The following is a 20,442-nucleotide window of genomic DNA, read 5'->3' as shown; positions in this document are numbered from 1 at the left end:
TTGCAGGTTTTGGGGCTGCTGCGCAGCCCAACGCGGGGCAAGCCCGCTCGCCACAGGAGGCCGTTTGCCGCGCAGGCTGGCTCACATTGATCGAGTACGGTCAGCTCAGGCCAGTGATCAGGTGCACTACCCCGCCCGCCAATACCATCACCGCCGTAACGCCCGCGGCTTTGAGCCCAATTTCATCGACCTGGGTCGGGTCTTGTAGCTGCACACGGATCCGCGTCAACGCCACCCGCTGTTGCGTCTTGAGATTCGCCGCCCCACCCAGCGCACTCAACACCGCCGGCGCCAACATCGCGTCAGCCGCAGGCTCGGTGCTCGGTGTTTCGGCCACCAGGTCCGGTGTCAGGGCCTTCCAGAACGCCCGCTGTAATTTCTCGAACATGCTCAATGCTCCACGACAGGTAAAGTTTCTACAGTCGCCGTGTGGTAAAGGCGCAAGGCCTCGCGCACTTGGCCGGCTTCTTCAAGGCCCAGGACCTGGCGGGCGATGATCTGGCAATCCGCCAGGTCCAGCTCGCGCACGGTGGCCTTAATACTGGGGATCAGCGGCACGCTGACGGACAGTTCGTCCACCCCCAGCCCGATCAGCATCGGCACCGCCAGCGCCTCGGACGCCAGCGCGCCACATACGCCCACCCACTTGCCATGGGCGTGGGCGGCCTTGACCGTGGTGTCGATCAGGCGCAGCACCGCCGGGTGGAAACTGTCGGCCTGGCTGGCCAGGCGTGGATGGTCGCGGTCCATGGCCAGGGTGTATTGGGTCAGGTCATTGGTACCAATGGAGAAAAAATCCACATGGGGCGCGAACACATCCGCCATCAACGCGGCCGACGGCACCTCGATCATGATCCCCAGTTTCGGCAATTCGCTAAGCCCCAGGGCCAGCGCTTGTTCTTCCAGGATCTCGCGGGCCTGGCGCAGCTCCGACAGCAGGCTGACCATCGGCAACATGATGTGCAACCGCGCCAAGCCTGCGCTGGCCAGGATTGCCCGGAACTGCTCGCGCAACAACTCTGGACGTTCCAGGCACAAGCGAATCCCGCGCAGGCCTAGAAATGGATTGGTCTCGCTGTCCATCGGCACATAGGCCAAGGGTTTGTCACCGCCCACATCAAGGGTGCGCACCACCAGATTGCGCTCGGGGCCCAGCACACCGGCAATGGCGCTGTAGGTCTGGGCCTGTTCCTGCGGGCTCGGCGCGCGGTTGCGGTCCAGATAGAGAAACTCCGAGCGCAACAGCCCCACCCCCTCGGCTCCCAGCGCCAGGGCTTGCTGTACCTCTTGCAGCGAAGCGACGTTGGCCGTCACTTCAATATGATGACCGTCGCGAGTGGTGGCGGCCAAGGCAGCCTGCTGCACATCGCGTTGATGGCGCACAACCTGCTGCTCGCGCGCGGCCCGCAGCGTCTCGATCACCCCCGGGGCCGGCTCGAGGTGCAGTTCGCCTTTATCGGCGTCCAGCAACACTGGCGAGCCATCGGGTATCGCCAGGACCTGGACCGGCACACCGCAAATCGCCGGCAAGCCAAGAGCGCGAGCAAGTATGGCGACGTGGCTGGTGGCCCCTCCGGCCACGGTGATAAACCCCAACACCTTGGCCGGGTCGAGGCTGGCGGTTTGCGAGGGGGTCAATTGCTCGGCAATCAGGATGGCCTGCTCCGGCAAATCCCAGGCGCCGTCCTGGACCCCGAGGATCAGCTTGAGGACCCGCTGGCCAACATCCGCCATATCGGCGGCACGCTCGGCCAGCAGTGGGCTGCCGGACTGCTCGAACAGTGCAGCGGTGGCGAGAGTGGCGCTGTTCCAGGCGAAGGCCGCGCTCTTGCCTTGGGCCAGCAGACCGTGGGCGTGTTCCAGCAGGGTCGGGTCTTCGAGCAATTCCTGATGGGCACCAAAAATCTGCGCCTGGGCGCTCCCCGAGGCCTTGTCCTGTAGCGCCTGCAGTGCTTGGGCTGCAGCCTGTAGAGCGCGCGTCAGCGCGGCACGTTCTGGGGTCTCGCCAGTACTCTTTTCAGTCACGTTCAGCTCAGGCTCGGTGACCTGAACCACGTGGCCAAACGCCGAGCCTGGCGATGCGCATACGCCCCGCAACACCGTTGCCGATGACAGCGGTGCGATGGCCTCGGCCACCACGGCCACCGCTTCGCCGCACCCTTGGGCCAACAACGCGACCAACGCCTCGATCGCCGCAGCCGCATCCGCCCCCGCCGCACTCACTTGCAGGGTATCGCCGCGCACTGTTTGCAGGCCCATGATCGCCACCAATGACTTGGCGTTGGCGCTCTGGGTTTGCTTGTGCAGGCAGATGCTCGCCTTGAACCCCTTTGCGGCCTGGGCCAGCACGGCCGCCGGACGGGCATGCAGGCCGTTGGCATTGGGCAGCGTCAGGGGTTTGGAAAACAGGGCGTCGCCCTCTTCCTCCGCGTCATTGGCAGCACCTATTGCAGGCGTCACGCGCAGCAACGGTTGCCCGGCTTCAACCAGCCCCGTAGCCGCCGCCAGCAGCGCAAATGGCTCGCCGCTGACCACCAGCATCAGGGTCAGCAAACTGCGGGCATTGAGGGCGATGTAGTCGGCATCAAACTCGATCAGCGGTTGCCCGGCCACCACCCGCTGGCCTTCCTCGACCAGCCGAGTGAACCCCTTGCCCGCCAGGTTCACGGTATCCAGGCCGATATGCATCAACACCTGCACGCCGTGGTCGTCAGTGACGCTGACCGCATGACCACTGTCCTGGATATTGCTGATCACCCCGGCCAGCGGCGCGCAGAGGGTCTGCGAGGTGGGATCGATACACACGCCGTCGCCAATCAGGCGGCTGGAGAACACCGGATCCGGCACCTGGTCCAGGGGCAACAGCACCCCGGCCAGGGGCGCCAGCAGTTCCAGGGGTTGAGTTGTGGTCATGACATCACCTGCTGTTTGGTTCTGTAAAAATCATGGGTGAATGCAAATCCCCGTAGGGGCCGGCTTGCCGGCGATGCTGACGACTCGGTCTCTGCCAAAGACCGAGGGGCCGCCATCGCTGGCAAGCCAGCTCCCACATAAGGGGTCACTACATCGGCCGTATTTATTTCCACCAGTATTCGACCTGCACACCGAAGTTGGAACCGTGCCGCGCACTGCCGTAGGAGCCGCTGTCGGACAACGCCGAACCCGCCGCCAGTTCATTGGCCGCACGCTTGGCCGCCTGGTTCCAGGTGGCATAGGTGTAGTACAAGCGCACTTCCGGCCGCGCCCAGAAATCCGGGCCTTTGGGCGACCAGGTCGGGGCGAACGTGAACTTGCTGAGTTTGCGCGTGCCGCCGCTGGCATCCACTTGGTCATGGCCTAGCTCGGTGACCAGCTTGAACTGTTCGCTGATGGCATACGCCGGGCGCACACCAATGGACATCCAGGTCTGGTCCTGGCTGCCTGGGCGCACATCTTTCTGGTACACCGCCTCGACCTGGCCACCGAAACGCGGGGTCACTTGCCAGTCAAAAAACTCCACCGCGCGGTAGCTTTTGCTGCTGCGTTCCAGTGCCGTATTCCCGGTGTAGCCAAGGCCCGTGCCCGGCCCTTCACCGTACTGCAGGGCAAACTTGTTCTTGCCGCCGAGGAAGGCCGCCTGCACATGCTGGGCAGTCAGGGCCCAGCCGCTGTGGGTATCGCGCCCGCCAGCCTGTTCGATGTAGCTCAGGCCCAACTCCAGCTCCCCGCCGGGGTTGGTCTTGAAGCCTGCCACGTTGAAGTCGTGACGGGTGGCGTATTCCTTCTGGTACAGGTTGTCCTTGCGCGACAGGGCGTAGCTGTATTTCAGATCGCCAATCAGCACGTCCTCGATACCGCCGCCGGTGGCGCTCTGGTTCCAGTAGTAGAAGTCGGAAATATGGATGTCATTTCGTTTGTAGTAGCGCCGGCCGGCCCACAGTGAACCGCCGTTGAGGCTGGGCATGTTCGACCACTGCGCATACATCTGCGGCATGCGGGCCGAACCATTGTTTTCGCCCTGGAACTTCAGTTCGCGGTCGTACTTGTTGTACAGCGAGGCCATGGCATCGACGCTCAGCACCGAGCCGTCGTCGAGAGTGAACAGGTCCTGGCGTAACTCCAACTCGGCGTATTGTTCGCATTCGTTGCCCAGGCGGTATTTGGATTGGGCGCCCGGCAGTTGGAAACACTGCTGCGGGCCGCTGCCGGTCGAGGTGCCGGCACCACTGCGCAGATAGCCGGCGAATTCCAGGGCGTGGGCCGCCAGGGGCAACGTCAGACAGGATGCAGCGAGGCCCAGCTTTATTGTTGTTTTCATGAAGCGCTCCTTTTTTCTTATTGTGTGTAACGCGATTCTGTAGGAGCGAGCTTGCTCGCGAAAATCGTCAACGGTGACGTGGGCATTGCGGATGCACGCGGCGCTTTGAAGTTTTTCGCGAGCAAGCTCGCGCCTACAAAAAGGGGAATGTCAGTCGGTCAGGTGCAGCACAAAAGACTCGTATGGGCGCAAGGTGATGCTGTCGGTGCGCACCGGGCAGTCGGGGTAGTTGCTGATCAGCAGCCGTTGCGCGCTCGCCGCGCTGATCACTTGGCCAGGCAGTTGTATCTCGCAGGGCTGGCCGTAGAAGTTGTTCAGCACCAGCAGGCGCTCGCCATGGCCTTCACGCAGATACGCCCAGACTTTGGCGTGATCGCACAGCAGTTGGCGGTACACGCCCTGCTGGATCAGCGGCTCAAGGCGACGCAAGGCGATCAGCGCCCGGTAGTGATGCAGCACCGAATCCAGGTCATCCAACTGGCTCTGCACATTGATCTGCGCCGCATTGGCCGGGATGCCAATCCACGGTTCACCGCTGCTGAAGCCGGCATTTGCCTGGCCGTTCCATTGCATCGGCGTACGCCCGTTATCCCGGGACTTTTGCATGATGGCGGCCATGCTTGACGCTTGCGACTCGCCCGCTTCGCGCTTGAGGCGGTAGATGTTCAGGGTCTCGACATCGCGGTACTGCCCGATCTGGTCGAACCCCGGATTGGTCATGCCCAGCTCTTCGCCCTGGTACACAAACGGCGTGCCCTGCAGAAAGTGCAAGGCGGTGGCGAGCATCTTGGCCGAGACCACGCGGTACTCGCCGTCATCACCAAATCGCGAGACCACCCGCGGCTGGTCATGGTTACACCAGAACAGCGCATTCCACCCGCCACCGGCCTGCATGCCCAGTTGCCAGTCAGAGAGAATCTGCTTGAGTTGCAGGAAGTCGAAGTCGGCGCGCACCCATTTTTGCAGGTTGGGGTAATCCACTTTCAGATGATGAAAGTTGAAGGTCATCGACAGCTCTTTCGACTCCGGGCGCGAGTAGCGAATGCAGTGCTCAAGGCTGGTGGATGACATCTCGCCAACGTTGATCAGGTCGTGGCCTTCGAACACTTCGCGGTGCATTTCCTGCAAGTACTCATGCACGTGCGGACCATCGGTGTAGAAGCGCCGGCCATCGCTGTTGTCTTCGGGAAAGTCCGCCGGCTTGGAAATCAGGTTGATTACATCCAGGCGGAAACCGCCCACGCCTTTGTCACGCCAGAAGCACATGAGTTTGTAGACTTCGGCGCGCACCTTGGGGTTGTCCCAATTGAGGTCGGCCTGGGTGTGGTCGAACAGGTGCAGGAAGTACTGGCCGGTCTGCGCCTCGTATTCCCAGGCCGAGCCGCCGAACTTGGACTCCCAGTTGTTCGGCTGGTCGCGCCAGATGTAGAAGTCGCGGTACGGGTTGTCGAGGCTGCTGCGTGCCTGCTGGAACCATTCGTGCTCGATGGAGGTGTGGTTGACTACGATGTCGAGCATCAGCTTGATCCCGCGCTTGGCGGCTTCGCCGATCAGCAGGTCGCAGTCGGCCATGGTCCCGTAGCTGGGATCGATGGCGTAGTAGTCGCTGATGTCGTAGCCGTTGTCGCGCTGGGGTGAGCGCAGGAACGGGGTGATCCACAGGCAATCGACACCCAGCCATTGGAGGTAATCGAGTTTGTCCACGATGCCCAGCAGGTCACCGGTGGCGTTACCCGCATGGCTGTGGAAGCTTTTTGGGTAGATCTGGTAGATCACCGAGTGTTGCCAGTCTTGCATGGTGGGTTCCTTCAGTAGAGTTATGTGCTGGCCTTGCGGGCCTCATCGCGGGCAAGCCCGCTCCCACAAGGGGGAACGCATTTCAAATGTGGGAGCGGGCTTGCTCGCGAAGGCGGTAGTTCAGGCGACCCGGTATCCAGGCCGCACGATCTTCATGCTCAACCCACAGGTCAAAACAAACGGCACCACAATCGCGATGACCATCCCGATGACGAAGCTTGGGATGTACTGCGGGATGATCGAGATAAACCCAGGCAAACCACCGACGCCGATGGCCGAGGCCTGGACCTTGTTCAGCGAGAGGAAAATGCTGCCCAGCGCCGAGCCGAGCAACGCGGCATAGAACGGGAACTTGAAGCGCAGGTTCACCCCGAACATCGCCGGTTCAGTGATGCCGAAGTAGGCAGAAATCGCCGAGGTCGAGGCCATGCTTTTGTCCCGTGCATTGCGGCTCATATAGAACACTCCGAGCGCGGCACTGCCCTGGGCCAGGTTAGACATGACGATCATCGGCCAGATAAATGTGCCGCCCTGGGTCGAGATCAGTTGCAGGTCCACGGCGAGGAACATGTGGTGCATGCCGGTGATCACGAGCGGCGCATACAGCAGGCCGAAAATCGCCCCGCCGACCATCGGCGCCAGGTCGAATAACGTGACGACGCCTTCGGTGATCAGGATGCCGAGGTGACGGGTGACCGGGCCGATGATCGCCAGGGCCAGCACGCCGGTGACGACGATGGTGGTGATCGGCACCACGAGCAATTGGATGGCATTGGGCACGCGCGCCCGCAGCCACTTCTCAATCACGCTCATGACATAGGCGGCCATGAGGATCGGCAGGATCTGGCCCTGATAGCCCACTTTCTCGATCTGGAACCAGCCAAAAATATCGAAGTACGGCAGGCTCTGGCCGTCGAGCCCGGCCACTGCCTTGCCGTAGTTCCAGGCGTTGAGCAGGTCCGGGTGCACCAGCATCAGGCCGAGTACGATGCCGAGGATTTCACTGCCGCCAAAGCGCTTGGCCGCCGACCAGCCCACCAACGCCGGCAGGAACACGAACGAGGTGTTGGCCATCAGGTTGATCAGGCTCCACAGGCCATCCAGGTTCGGATAGGCCTCCAGCAAAGTCTGGCCCTCGATGAACATGCCTTTGGCGCCCATCAGGTTGTTGATGCCCATCAGCAGGCCGGCAATGATCAGCGCCGGCAGGATCGGCATGAACACGTCGGAGAACACACGAACCAGGCGCTGCAGGGCGTTGGTCTTGTCGGCGCCCTTCTTCTTCACATCGGCGATGGTGGCGGCGGCAAGGCCGGTCTGTTCGCGCAGGGCGGCGTAGACCTTTTCTACTTCGCCAGGGCCGATGACGACCTGGAACAGGCCGCCGGTGAAGAACGAGCCTTTGACCAGATCGACCTGGTTCAATGCACTGGCGTTGACCAGGCTTGGGTCCTTGAGCGCCAGGCGCAGGCGCGTCACGCAGTGGGCCGCTTGCTCAAGGTTGTCGCTGCCCCCCAGATGTTCGAGGATCTCGCGGGCAATGTTGGAATAGTCGTGGCTCATGCTTGTTCTTCCACTTTAGATTTTTGTTATTGGCAGCACGCCGAGGGCAAAAGTACTCGTACAGACGAGTTAAAGCAACAACTCGTCTGTACGAGTTACAAAAATATCCGATGACCTCTTTTGTAGGAGCGAGCTTGCTCGCGAAGAACCTGAGGGCAGCGCGGGGTGTCTGGTTTTTCGCGTTATCGTTGACGTTTTTCGCGAGCGAGCTCGCTCCTACAGGGATTGGCGATATCCGAGGGTCCAATGGACAAACTCCACCTCTGCCTCTAAGGTTCCTGCCTTGAATGATCAAGTCGGGCACAGAGCCATCCCCATGAGCAAATACAACCAGATCTATACGGATCTGCTTGCCAGCATCACCACCGAACGCCTGCAACGCGGCACGCGCCTTCCCTCTGAAACCGAATTGATGGACGCCTACCAGGCCAGCCGTGGCACCGTGCGTCGGGCCATCGAGCAATTGCAGGAGCGTGGGTTCGCGCAAAAGATCCATGGCAAGGGCACCTTCGTGCTGTCGCCCAACCCGATTGAGTTCCAACTGGGCGGTATCGTCAGCTTCCACGAAACCCACGCCGACCTGGGCGATGACGTACGCACCGAAGTGGTCGAATTCACTCAATTGCCCCTGGAAGGCTCCCTGCAGCAGCATATCGAGGCCGAGCCCGGCACCCTGATCACGCGCATCAAGCGAGTGCGGCGCATCGGCGGCAAACGGGTGATCCTCGACATCAACCACTTCGTCGCAGACCTGATCCCGGGCCTGGACCAGACGATTGCCGAACAGTCGATCTACGCGTTTATCGAGCAGACGCTGCAACTGCAGATCAGCTACGCCCAGCGCACCATCGAAGCCCTGCCCCGCAGCAAGGACGACCAGGCGCACCTGGACCTCGACGGCCAGAGCCATGTGATTGTGGTGAGTAACCAGACGTTTTTGCAGGATGGGCGGCAGTTCGAGTACACCGAGTCGCGGCATACATTGGATAAGTTTTACTTTTCGGATATTGCGCGGCGCTAACTATCTACCCCTGCCCCCCACAACAACCCCGGCATGCTTTTTCTCTCTAGCCCCAGGAGAACGACATGCCGATGATCGATACATCCCCCGCCGCCCAGCGCCAGCTCAAGGCCCTGGCACCTATAGTGCTCGACGCGTGCCCGAACATGCAGGCGATGGCAACCGACACAGCCCGCGAGATTCTCGCCAGGCACGACCTCGCGGGCCTGGACCCCGACCACGTGTACTGGCATCGATTCAAAGGCGGCATTGGTGACGGCCAGGCATTTACCGGCTGGATCCACAACGAGAAACCCTTGGAGTCCATGACCCTGCCGCAACTGGTGATTCACCGTTTCAGCCTTCACGATCAGGACAACGCGGACCTGCTCGACGGTGACGGCGGCTTCTACAGCGTGGGCCCCGAAGCACGGGTTTTTGATCACCGCAACGAGGTGCGCCTGTCTGCCAGAGCCGTGCTCAACGACTTCTGGGACATCAACTTCAGCGACCGCTACAGCACCCGCACGGACAGCTTCTGGCACACACATCAAGACGACTTCCGGACCCTGTGCAAGGTCAATTTCCTCGCCAGCGCCCTGCAAGCCCGGCAGGCCGACCAGTTGACCGAGGTGCAGTTCCAGAACGTGATCAAGGCCGTCGCCAACGGCCTGGACTGGCCCCCGACCTTATCCAACCTGCAAGCCAGCGCCCCTGCCATGCCAGGCCTTAGGTTGGCGGCGCTGGACATTGGCGGGCATGTTGCCAGCGATATCCTGCGCATCATCGACCACGATGGTCGGCAAATCCTCTATGTGCCCGGCCAAGCCCAAGCCTTTCATTGCTTCAGCACACCGGCTGACCTGCATTTCTGGTTGTTGTGCCAAACCAATCATCCGGATAACCGCGCACAGTTCATGACCCACTTCCCGCTCTCGGCGCAGATCCAACAAGACGACACCGATGCGGTGACCTGGAAACAGATGCTGCTGACGCCGATCCTGATCTATCGCACCGCCCAGGCCCTGACCGGCACACTGCCAGCCGACTGGGTGGACAAGGGGCTCAATGCGAACATCGATCAGCTGTTCGTGACCTGGGGCCAGTGGAATCACCACCTGATCAACCAGGCGGACACGACCATCGACGGCGATGCGTTCACTTGGCTCGCCCAGGCCAGCAAGGCGCGCATGCAAAATGACGCCGACTTCTGCCTGCACAGCAACGGCGACCTGCGCAAGAAACTGTGGATCGGCTACCTGAACGCCTTCAGTAAAGTCTTCGGCCCGATGGCTGTGGTCGGCGGGCCGGTGGCCCTGGTGGTACTCGGCGCCAGCACGGCCAACCTGGGGCTTAATATCGACCAGGCGATCAATGGCAAAACCCTGGCCGAGCGCCGCGCAGGCCAACAAGGAGCGGTTTTCAGTGCCATCGACACCCTGTTCAACCTGAGCCTGTTGAAAGCCGACGGGGTACTGCCGGAAATCGTCGAGACCCCGGAGCGTTTTGCCCCAGCACCGGTGGAGCCACTCGCCCCACCGCCCGCTACGGTCCTGGAGGTAGTGGAACCCAAGCTGATGGTGCCGGCCCATTACGAGGCCAACCTGATTCTCGAAGGCGCGCCCCCTAACACCACGCCGGGCAAGTTCTTTCAGGTCTACACCCTGAAAACCTCAAATGGCATGCCTCAACACGCCATCCTGATGAACGACATGGCCTACTACGTGCGCTACGAAAGTGACCTGAATGGCCCGGGTTACTGGGTCATTGTCGACCCGGCCAACCCGCATGGATTCACCGCAACGGTACCGGTGCGCTTGAACGCACTGGATGAGTGGGAGCCCGTATCTGGCAGCCGCGGCTTGAAGGGCGGAGGCGGCAACTCCAGCAAGGCGGCCAAGGTCAAGGTCAAGGTCAAGGTCAAGGTCAAACCGGTGGCCGATGCCAGTGCCCCCGAGCCTGGAACATCGAGTGCGATTGGCAGGGTAACCACCGAGTTCGACGCGCGCCCATCGATCCGCCACGACTTGAAGGAATGGGCGCTGGGGATCCTTGAAATCCATATCGACAGCCGCTTCCTGAACCTCGATCGCTACAATTTCTACTTCGGCCACACCCACACCAGGCTGCTGGACTCGGCCAAAGCCTTCTACCGCGAACTCTCCTGGAGTCGCTTGCCGCCGCGCCCGAGCGTTCCCATCGTGCCCCCGCAAACCTCATTCAGCGAACTGATAGAACAACTGCCGCACGACCTGCCCGGGCTGGTTATCGGCGAAACCCTGGACCGCATCACCAGTACGCGCCTGATCATCGAGAACATCCCCCTGCTCGCGCGCAAGGGCGTCAGGACCCTGTACATGCGGCGTCTGCTCAACGACTTTGCCCAGGACGACCTCAATCGCTACTTCCAGAGCGGGTCAATGTCACAAGACCTGCAAGACAGCCTGGAGGCGATGAGCACCGACCCCGCAGGACAATTCAACGAACTGCAACTGATCAAGGCAGCCAGGAGCAACGGCATTCGCTTGCAGGCCATCGACTGCGCCGCGCACTACAAATACACAGACCCGCTGGTCGACCGCTCGGCGCAAATGGCGCGCAACTACCTGGCCCACCGGATTATCAACGCCGACAAAGCCTTGAACGGTGGCGGCAAATGGCTGGTGATGACCGCGCCGACCAGCACCAACACGTTCAGGGAGCTGGCCGGCATCAGTGAGCTGGAGGGCGGGATGGGAGTGCGTATTGAGGAGGTGTACCCAGGGGAAGGCCACGATATACGGGTAGATCCAGGCACGCCGGTGGATCACGACACGATGGAACCGGACGAACACATGAGCGTCCCCTTCAATACCCTGCATGCCGACCTGCGGGTACAGGTCGAGGCACCGCCCGTGCAGCGCACGGAGCTGCAAAACCGGCAATTGCTGTTTCGCAAAGGCATGTACCTGATCGATGAGACGCAAGGTTCGTACAGGCTGTTTCACCGTAGTCGGGATCTAGGCATCGTCATCACGCCCATCACCCGACTGGCCGACGGCGGCTTCGTAATCGAGCGCCCTACCTGGCCGCTGGTGCACCAGGTGCATTTCCCCACGCTAGACCAACTATCCGCCGCGATCACCAACACCGGGTTGAGCTTGCAAAGCAGGCTGCCACGCTGAGTCGTTCAACGGAGTAAAAAACCTGGCCGAGGCCAGGTTTTTTTGCTGAGCAACCGGCTGTTTGTTGTCGAACGGTGTCTCACACTTTATCCACGTCAAACCATAAGGGAAAACACCATGCTCACGAGGAGCCTGTTACTGAGTGTTTGCGCCGTGACATTGGTTGGCTGCACGGGCAGAGGCTTTCAACCGCCGCCGCCAGAATTTACCAATTGGAAAAAGGTCGGGGTGTCTGAAAAGGGCGTCAAAAACGCTATGACCGCATGCGGCTATACCAACCTGGTAGGGACGGGAGACACGACGCCGATTGACCAGGTGCTCACGCGGTTTTATTGCATGAAAGACGCAGGTTTCAAGCGCACCGATAACATTGACCTGTGCAAGGAAGGTCGCATCGGTGAATCGCCGGTGTGCGAAGGCCGCCGGTAATCCAGTACGGCATCGCAGCAGGGCAGTTGCGCCTCCTCGACCGCCATCATCGGCGAGCCTGGGGAGCCAAAAAGCCAAAAGCCCGCAATTACGCGGGCTTCTGGGTACTTTTTGCTATTGGGTGCCGGTCAGTCCCGGACGTCCAATCATTCCCACTCTATTATCAATTATCAAAATAAATCTATACAAATCAGACAGTTAATGAATACTTTAATTTAACAGCCATGAAAAATGCCATGCTAAGTAAAACATTCAAAAAGCGGGATTAGCCTCTCTCGTGGCAACGGCTGCCGATAGCTGCCGCTCTAGGATGGCTAACTCTTCCGCATCATCATCACAAACAACCTCGGCCAGCAGCTCAGCCGCGTACGCCGGATTAGCCCGGAAAAGCTCTGCCATTGCCTCATCGTGACCACGGTCCTTCACCATCGCCCCTGTTTTGTAGATGCCCATATACCCGAGGATGCTACTCATCATCTAGCTCCATAGCCCTATTCTCGTCTGCCTGCCTCTCAATGTTTTCCTTGGAGTGTTGGAACAACCAGTTGTAAAGCTTATAAGCAGGATCCATTCTGCTCATCCCTTTCAGAATCGTCTCTGCATAGTCCTTTAATACCACATCTTCCTTGAAAGGCTCACCAGCTAGCCCACTTCGCCCACCGGAGACGGCGGACGCCCATAACGCTGAAGAAATGTCCTTTACTGCCTTATCGCTGACGAGTTCAGCCTGACTCAATAGCTCTCGAATATACGGAGTCTCATCAATCACAAACGACTGATGGGCACATCGCAACGTGCTCGCTACAACGTTCACGTGAGCTTGGCCCCCACCCTTTAAAACGTCCAGCAGTGAACCCAGCACTTGAGGACCATACTTACCGCAGAGCCCCGTAATGCAGGTTCCTATATCCATGCCCAACTTCCCATCGTTCTGGCAATCAACAGCCCATGCCAGAAGTTCCTGCAGCAATCTCTGCCCGTCTGGATGAGAAAGTAACCCAAGCCCGGAGCCACTGCGGCCCATGCGCATTGATCTGTACCCCAGACTACGGCCTGCTAATTGCAATCTACCCTTCAGCATCTCCACTACGTCGGCGGGGACTGTCTCAACAGCTTGCTTGAGGAATCTTACTACCCAGTGATCATCCAGTTCTGGCAGTTGCCCCAGAGCCACCAGCAAAATCCGGAATTGATCAGAGCTTATGCTACCTGCAGCAAGGGTGCCGCGATGAGCTAGTAACATGAAGAATTCATGCGTAGCAGGAGGGCAGGCAACCAAGTTGGTGGTGCAGATTAGCTCCACGGCTAGTGCAGGGTTACGTCGAGCAACCTGGCGCGCAATTGCTGCAGCGTTGCGTAAAACTGAAGGCTCATTCGAACAAAAAATACGCCGTAGGATTGGCAGATCGGCATCAGCGTAGAAATTCTCGGCCTGAAGGGCATACGCTTCGGAAACCATCTCCCACGCGCGCGCAGAGTCAGCCTCCAATATTTCACTCATTAGCGTATAGCGATTCTGTTCCGCCATGAGAACTGCTAACGCAGCCCCTGAAAAATTGTTCAAAGGCGAATCGCCCTCTGACTGCATGGCCAGAACTACTGTGGACACATCTGGCCGGTCTTTTAGCAAACGACTAACTAAAACGTGCGGGCTTCCCCACCCTCCATTGGTAACTCGGTCTATCTCGCAGAGCCAATGATTCAAAAATCTGTATAAATCCAGTCCTTTAGGAAACTCAGTTGCGAGGTCCACAATCAGATTGCGAATTTCAGCCTCGTAATCCTTACGCTCAAACGACTCGTCACTATCCCACGTTTGATGCCCCCAGGCGTCTCCAACCAGCCTGACCAAACGGGTAGGGAGGTCACGAGCCGATAATTTGATTATGTCTCGCGCCTTGGAGCGGCACTCTGACCTGTTGCTATAAAAAGCATGCCAGCTTACCGATATGCCTGCCTGAACCACAGCTACAGGATGAACCTCGGTATTATCCAGCGCACGATGCGCTAGTTCGAGCAATTCAGCGTGAGCGATATCCCATGCCTCATGATCTTCGCCATCATGCATAGGACCGCGAAGCGCTTCAGCAAGTAAACACGCCGCAAGGAATGCTTTACGCGGTGAGCCGGTCTTGATGGAGTTCACTATCACATCGACTACTCGCGCCCTAACCGCCTTAGCGAGCTCAAAATCAAGCCGATATCGAGTAATAGTTAAATTGCGGTTGCTCGAGGTTACCTCCTGCATTTCTGTCTTTAAAGCGCCCTCCAATATGGTGAACGGCGTGTGAAAGCCAGTCAAAGATACAGGGCGATTCAGGAGTTCGATGGCAAAATCCACTACTTGCTTCACATAGGCGACAGGCTTATTTGGTTCAAACTCAGCTAGTTCTCTGAGAATTCGAATTCCGTGATTCGGTTGGGAGTTCAGCGCACGAGAATCATCACGTCCCGCTCGCCACAGCAGCATGCATCCATCCTCCAGAACCTCTGGGTTAAAAACTGCATTCCGAATCATTCCGCATACGCCGCCGTGGTCACCATGACCTTCTTCAATAAGTCTCTCAGCGAAGTTCAATGCCAAACGTGGCTGATAGTAAGCTACCGCCTCGACGGCTTGGATATGCGGATTGTGATACTCCGCGTGCCATTGAAGCTTACGCACAATACTGGAAAGCAATGTGCTGCCCTCGGTATCCCCATTGCGCAAGCGCCAGTCGAGGCGGCCGAGATTGACGAGGAGATGTTTCAGATATTCCGCGTCGGCTAGCTTGAAGGCGTGCTCAACTTTTGGAGTTACTGCCCCGCAGACACCTATAAAATTGCGCTGGATAATTGAATCAGCCATCAGGTCGGGGGCCAAACGGTGCCGAAGACCACGCTTGAAGAGGACACCTCCCTCACTTAGAAGACGAAGAAGGCGCTGCGCATCCTCATGCTCTAGGCCCTCGACCTCCCTTAGGATTCTGAGGAAAGCTGGGTCATCAAAAACTACAGGTTGCAGCAATGCCACCATACGTAAAACAGCTTGAAGTTTGGGCACATCCTGTCCCGTCACGATCCTGCCAGCAATAATATCTTCAAGCCTGGAAAGTACGTGTTCTTGGAAATCTTCGCTGTTGCCAATCAAAGCAGGTGGCACGTTCTCCTTGGCGACAATTTGAGCAGCTAATACCGTTACGAGTGGCGTAGCGTAGGTCAACTCCGCGATAAGCTCCGCCGTCTCTAGCGGTCCATCGCAGGCATTAAGTACTTGGGTGGCAAGCACAGTGGCATCCTGCTTGGTTCGCGCCCTCATTTCAACGGTCGCTACCTGCGGACTATCCATCGCAACCAGCGACGCTTGGCTGCGTACCATCGCCCGCCCATATGATCGCAGAGATATCAGCAGCTTGGTTTCATTCTCCGTCACTGTCGCAAACCGCATCAACTGAGAGAGATCGTCGCGATCATGAGCATCATCAATAATCAGCAGCTTCTTACCCCTGCCCAGTTCCGCTAAATGCTGAGCCTTGACGTCCTCCGTTGGAGACACGAAAAGAATCGCAAGATCGGCTCGATTTTCGCGCACCCTCTCAACGACTTCTCGCAGTATTCGAGTCTTCCCGTTGCCGGGTGCGCCCAAAAGCATCGTGACTAGCAAGTTGTCATCGCTAACGCATTCGATCAACTTGTCGAGCTCCTCCTCTCTACCAACCAGCGACCAAGCGTGGTTGAAGAAACGATTTCGATCAGTAAAGCCCTTAAAAAAATCTTCCGGCTTTTGAAACGGCCCTGACTCAGTCTCCCCTAGGAGAGCTTGACGCTGGCCGCGGAAATAAATATCGACCAAATCCTTCCGGTCAACCATTGATAGCTCACGAAATTTTGCAGATATATCTATCCGATCCCACATCTGCCAGTCCTGGTACTGCGCAATTGCAACACGCGCTTTTGGACTAGCAATATTTGAGAGCAGCAGAATCTTGAGATCTGAAACATATGTTTGCTCAGCCACCGCGCGGTGGACCTTCTGCTCCCCGAACTCCTCAACACGTTTGCACTGGAATGTATGTACCCCGAAGGTCTTTCCACGCACCTCGATGTCAATGCCGTGCTGTTTGCTGCCAGTACCGCCGAAGCGGTTTACCACCCCACCACGATTACGGTAATACCGAACCAAGAAGTCAGCGCTGAAATTCTCAAAGCTGTCCGGACGCAGGGAGTGCAGTGGGAGAGGAACGTCGTATGTCGGTGCGCCTTCAGGCTGGCTGCTGCTAGATTCCGAAGTCGCGTACTCAGCCGCAACCGTCAAAGTGGTCAAATCTGCGTCGAGGATGGTAGCTAGATTCGACAGCTCCTTAGCCCTCGGACGCGATCGCCCTTGCTCCCAACGACTTATCGTTTGCTGAGTAGAGCCCACGCGTGTAGCAAAGTCTTTCTGCTTCCATCCTTTCGCCTTCCGAAGAGAGACGAGCAGCACCGCTAACTCGGGATATTTGGCCACGCTCATCTCTCCACTCACTATAAAACACACTAAGTGTGTTCCAGAATACACGGCAGTAACCATACGTCAAGATCGCTTTCATTAAGAGCTCTTGGTTACGGCCAAGAGGACTGCCAGATGGAAAGTAATCTTGGTCACTTGGGTCAACCGCAAATAATCCCGCGCTTACAAAGGTCGCGAGAAAAGATATCCTGGAGATAGTGGCCAAAAACCACTATGGCGGGGGTGTGAAGAATTAATCGATAGCGTAATCTGCGAAGATAGATCTTGATGCACCATGGTGCTGCACGGATGAATAGCTTCAGGAGAAGTGAGCGCGGTCATCAGGTGTGCTAATGCTCTACGTAAGGTGCTCGTCATAAGGTAGGGGCAGCTACGCTGCAGGTCAGGAGACCTATCCGTCAGGGTCTATGGGGAAGCAAGACTTCCAAATATAAATGGAGTTTACTATGAGCCAATTGTTAGAAATTACAGACATATACAACAGTTACGGATTTGAGTACCGCAAGGACTTATCTGAGCCGAATTTATTAGTCTTCACCATAACTTTAGGTGTATTCGACAACGCAATCATACTAAGTATGATAAAAGAAGCCTCAACAGAAAACTTAGAGTCAGAATTAAAAGATTTAGGATTCCAGGTAAAAGCTGACTATTTTGTATCATTGAAACAAACCGAGGACTCTCTTTTCTCGGGATTTTTCTCTGTAAAAAAAACCAAGGCTGGATTTCGTCGAGACTACAACTCCCATATAAACAATATCATTCAGTCTTTTCCCGCCGACGGCGCCTCATATAGCTATATAAAGTCTCCATTTGTCAAAAATTCATATTCCTTCGCAGATGATAAAGATATTCTGGAGGATATTTATGCAGAGGTAGTAGGTGACGGGCCCCGGCTAGTATTGATCGAGGCTGCTGCAGGATTTGGTAAGACTTGCACAGCGTATGAGGTGGGCAAAATCATCTCCGAACAGGATGACGACCACATCGTTCTGTTTGCTGAACTGTCTCGTGATCGTCAAGCAAAAATATTTAACCACGTGCTATATAAGGAGGTCGCTAGATCCTTCCCGGCAGTCTCTCCAGACCTAGTAATTCGCGAAATTAAAAAGGGCAAGATAATTGTAATTTTGGATGGTTTTGACGAACTTCTAAATGAGCGAGAAGATGAAAGATTTCAATTCGAAAAATCTCAGGCAATGCTTGAAACCATCGGAAAAATCTTAGAGCTTGATGCGAAAGTAATTCTAACAACTCGAAAAACTGCCATTTTGCAAGGCGATGACTTCGACGAATGGATCAGTAGTCATGCTGATAGCTTTTCGTTTACTCGCTACAGCTTAAAGTCACCTTCTATTCGAAGCTGGCTGAGCTACGAAAGACATGAAAAGTTAGAAAATTCCCGCATCAATATAAAGAATCTCTCAAACCCGGTCTTATTAACCTTCCTGAGATTCATCAGCGATACTGAATTTGATGATGTTCTATCAAACCCTAACGCCATCGTAGATAAATATTTTGTACTATTGCTACGACGAGAGATTGAACGTCAGACCCTAGAACTTACCGTACCCGAGCAGTCAGACTTTATGAGACGGCTCGCGCAACACATGATCAAGAGCAACTTCACTCGGGACACGAAAGAAAGCATTGTAAAATACTTCTCTGAATGTGAAGTCAGCCTAATAGAGCTCAGTCGTTCTCGTTACAGTGCAGAAGACCGTCCAACATTTGAAGAGATGCTAGAAAAACTGTCTAACCACGCGCTACTAGATCGATCAAGTATTGACGAAAAAATTGGCTTCGTTAACAACTTTGTTTTAGGTCATTTCGTTGCAATGGACCTTATGGATACAGAGGGGGAATGGCTGGCCGACAGTATATTTCTGGAAGCAGCTGTTAACGCTTACTCATCTCGAACTTACGATCAACGGCTTGCAGCTTGGGGACGTCTCAGCGAATCCCTCGAATACGCATCAGATGATGAACGTTTGCGGCTTGAGCTAAGCCTACTCGATCGGGTGAGCGGGACCTATAACAACAAACAGTTCAATGAAATCGTTTTTGATACCAGTTCATTCTTCGACACGGGCGAACTAAACTCCTGCTATTTCAATGAGTGCACCTTCAAAGACTGCAACTTTGATTTTTCGCGAATCTCAAACTGCACTTTTATATCATGCCTGTTTTACAGCTGCACATCCACAAACAGCGTTGGCAACAACGAGTTTATTTCTCCCCACATGGATGATGCATCTAGCGAATCTTTCTTAATAGCTCTAACCCCGACTACTGCGCTCGATCAGATAGCAGAAGAAAATGAAATTAAAGCTTATATTCTAGAAAAATTCTGGCCAGTGGGCAAAGATACCGTGGCATTTGCCCATCGTCCGATGTTCATATTCTATAGGGGCGGCGCTCATCCGACCGCAGTTATAACCAACGCGCTCGAAGAACTTCGTCGAGATGGACTTATCGTGTCGGCAAAACGCAAAAACTGGGTTGGTCTGGACCTGACAGCTCATAACTTCATGACTATCAAGGAAATACTGGGGCGTTGACATGGAAGGCAGTCAAACTACTAATCTCATTAAAGAGGTTGAAGGATGCATATCAAAGCTTGGAGTAATGTTCCGGATTTTCTATCGAGAAAAAACCAAACATTCGCTTCTGAAAAAAATTGATAAAGAGCCTGGAAAATACTGTGCCGAGAAAAAAATTCAAGATCTTATCGGGATCAGAATCGCACTCTACTTTGTAGATGATATAGCTGTAGCACGAAAAGCACTAGAAGAAAAATTTGACTATGTAGAAGTTGATTCGCAAGTTGACGAGCCTGATAGCGAAGTATTTAAAGCAGTCCGCTGCAACTTGATATTTAGACTTCCTGACCACTTCGACTTCTCGAATACTCTAGATGAAGATCACGCTGAAATAGTAGACAACACTTTCGAGGTCCAACTCAGAACTATATTGTCGGAAGGGTGGCACGAAATTGACCACGACCTTCGGTACAAACGAAAGGACGATTGGATTGGGCTAAATCAAGAAAATCGTGCATTGAACGGGGTTTACGCCACTCTTGAAACTAGTGAATGGACACTACTAAAACTTTTCGAGGAGCTTGCGTATACTCATTACAAAAAAAGAAACGTAGCTGCTATGTTAAATAATAAGTTTAGAATGAGACTAAAAGAATCCACCCTAGACGGGCCTCTAATAAAGTACATCGAAGACACACCCGAACTCATAAAGCGCATTTACAGGTTCGACAGGATACGTATTTTGGAACGCCTTTCAGCAAGACCATATATACCTATCAGCATTTCAAACCTGATTTTTTTGATGAACTTAGAATCACTACAAGATGAGTTCATCGACAAGCAAATGCCACCTAAATTTAGAGACTGGTGGAGCAGCGTTGTTTAAAGTTAACCCTGGCAGCGCTATTAGCGCTGCTCTTTTAGAACCACCTTTTTTCAAAATAGCACTTGTTCAACTGCGCTCTCTCTTGATTTAACAGATCATACTTTTCCTTTCCGAGGTTTTTAGTTGCGGGAGCGACTGTGGGCCTCGCAGAGCTAGATCCGTCGAGCCGCAGGCGAGTAAGGGCCGGTGTTGGTGGGGGTCGTAGCTGCGAAGCAGCGTAGGCCCACAACACACATCTTGCCGTCTGATCTTCTGCAATTCTAGGCAACTTGCC

General features: G+C 55.9%; 12 protein-coding genes. 5 read left to right on the top strand and 7 right to left on the bottom strand.

The annotated features are described in order from the left end of the window. Positions 1-100: 100 nt before the first annotated feature. The 5 genes from GDV60_RS06220 to treP all read right to left on the bottom strand — a co-directional run bounded on the left by GDV60_RS06220 (position 101) and on the right by treP (position 7,657). On the bottom strand, positions 101-388 hold the full coding sequence (locus GDV60_RS06220) for a PTS transporter subunit EIIB (protein ID WP_159906631.1): 288 nt from the start codon (positions 386-388) through the stop codon (positions 101-103). Between the two features lie 2 nt (positions 389-390). Further along, the gene (gene ptsP, locus GDV60_RS06215; protein ID WP_159906629.1) at positions 391-2,913 is read right to left on the bottom strand and encodes a phosphoenolpyruvate--protein phosphotransferase; all 2,523 of its coding nucleotides are present in this window, start codon (positions 2,911-2,913) and stop codon (positions 391-393) included. A gap of 163 nt (positions 2,914-3,076) precedes the next feature. Then, positions 3,077-4,297 (bottom strand): carbohydrate porin, encoded by a 1,221-nt coding sequence (locus GDV60_RS06210; protein ID WP_029298493.1) that lies wholly within the window; start codon positions 4,295-4,297, stop codon positions 3,077-3,079. A gap of 150 nt (positions 4,298-4,447) precedes the next feature. Beyond that, a complete protein-coding gene (treC, locus tag GDV60_RS06205) occupies positions 4,448-6,094 on the bottom strand; it encodes an alpha,alpha-phosphotrehalase (RefSeq protein ID WP_159906627.1) in 1,647 nt (548 codons plus the stop codon). Positions 6,095-6,214: 120 nt separating this feature from the next. Next, on the bottom strand, positions 6,215-7,657 hold the full coding sequence (treP, locus tag GDV60_RS06200; protein WP_029298500.1) for a PTS system trehalose-specific EIIBC component: 1,443 nt from the start codon (positions 7,655-7,657) through the stop codon (positions 6,215-6,217). A 316-nt stretch (positions 7,658-7,973) separates the two neighbouring features. Here treP and treR point away from each other — a divergent pair, with 316 nt between their 5' ends. The 3 genes from treR (at position 7,974) to GDV60_RS06185 (ending at position 12,250) form a co-directional block, all read left to right on the top strand. Then, positions 7,974-8,678 carry a trehalose operon repressor gene (treR, locus tag GDV60_RS06195; RefSeq protein WP_029298502.1) on the top strand — a complete coding sequence of 235 codons (705 nt, stop codon included), beginning with the start codon at positions 7,974-7,976 and terminating at the stop codon, positions 8,676-8,678. Positions 8,679-8,743: 65 nt separating this feature from the next. Further along, on the top strand, positions 8,744-11,821 hold the full coding sequence (locus tag GDV60_RS06190; protein WP_159906625.1) for a membrane-targeted effector domain-containing toxin: 3,078 nt from the start codon (positions 8,744-8,746) through the stop codon (positions 11,819-11,821). Positions 11,822-11,938: 117 nt separating this feature from the next. Next, positions 11,939-12,250 carry a hypothetical protein gene (locus GDV60_RS06185; RefSeq protein WP_092233844.1) on the top strand — a complete coding sequence of 104 codons (312 nt, stop codon included), beginning with the start codon at positions 11,939-11,941 and terminating at the stop codon, positions 12,248-12,250. A gap of 252 nt (positions 12,251-12,502) precedes the next feature. Here GDV60_RS06185 and GDV60_RS06180 read toward each other — a convergent pair whose 3' ends face one another. Together GDV60_RS06180 and GDV60_RS06175 are read right to left on the bottom strand one after the other, a co-directional pair. Beyond that, positions 12,503-12,724 carry a hypothetical protein gene (locus GDV60_RS06180; protein WP_159906623.1) on the bottom strand — a complete coding sequence of 74 codons (222 nt, stop codon included), beginning with the start codon at positions 12,722-12,724 and terminating at the stop codon, positions 12,503-12,505. After that, entirely contained in the window at positions 12,717-16,742 is a 4,026-nt protein-coding gene (locus GDV60_RS06175; RefSeq protein WP_159906621.1) for a helix-turn-helix domain-containing protein, read from the bottom strand. The genes GDV60_RS06180 and GDV60_RS06175 overlap by 8 nt, the downstream gene beginning before the upstream one ends. A 443-nt stretch (positions 16,743-17,185) precedes the next feature. Here GDV60_RS06175 and GDV60_RS06170 point away from each other — a divergent pair, with 443 nt between their 5' ends. Together GDV60_RS06170 and GDV60_RS06165 are read left to right on the top strand one after the other, a co-directional pair. Further along, positions 17,186-19,300: a hypothetical protein gene (locus GDV60_RS06170; RefSeq protein ID WP_159906619.1), complete on the top strand. Its 2,115-nt coding sequence runs from the start codon at positions 17,186-17,188 to the stop codon at positions 19,298-19,300. Position 19,301: 1 nt separating this feature from the next. Beyond that, a complete protein-coding gene (locus GDV60_RS06165; protein WP_159906617.1) occupies positions 19,302-20,168 on the top strand; it encodes a hypothetical protein in 867 nt (288 codons plus the stop codon). Positions 20,169-20,442 lie beyond the last annotated feature (274 nt).

Origin of the sequence: Pseudomonas sp. DTU12.1, from assembly GCF_009873475.1 — a bacterium.
GTDB classification, from domain to species: Bacteria; Pseudomonadota; Gammaproteobacteria; order Pseudomonadales; family Pseudomonadaceae; genus Aquipseudomonas; species Aquipseudomonas proteolytica.
This window is presented reverse-complemented; position numbering and strand designations above follow the sequence as displayed.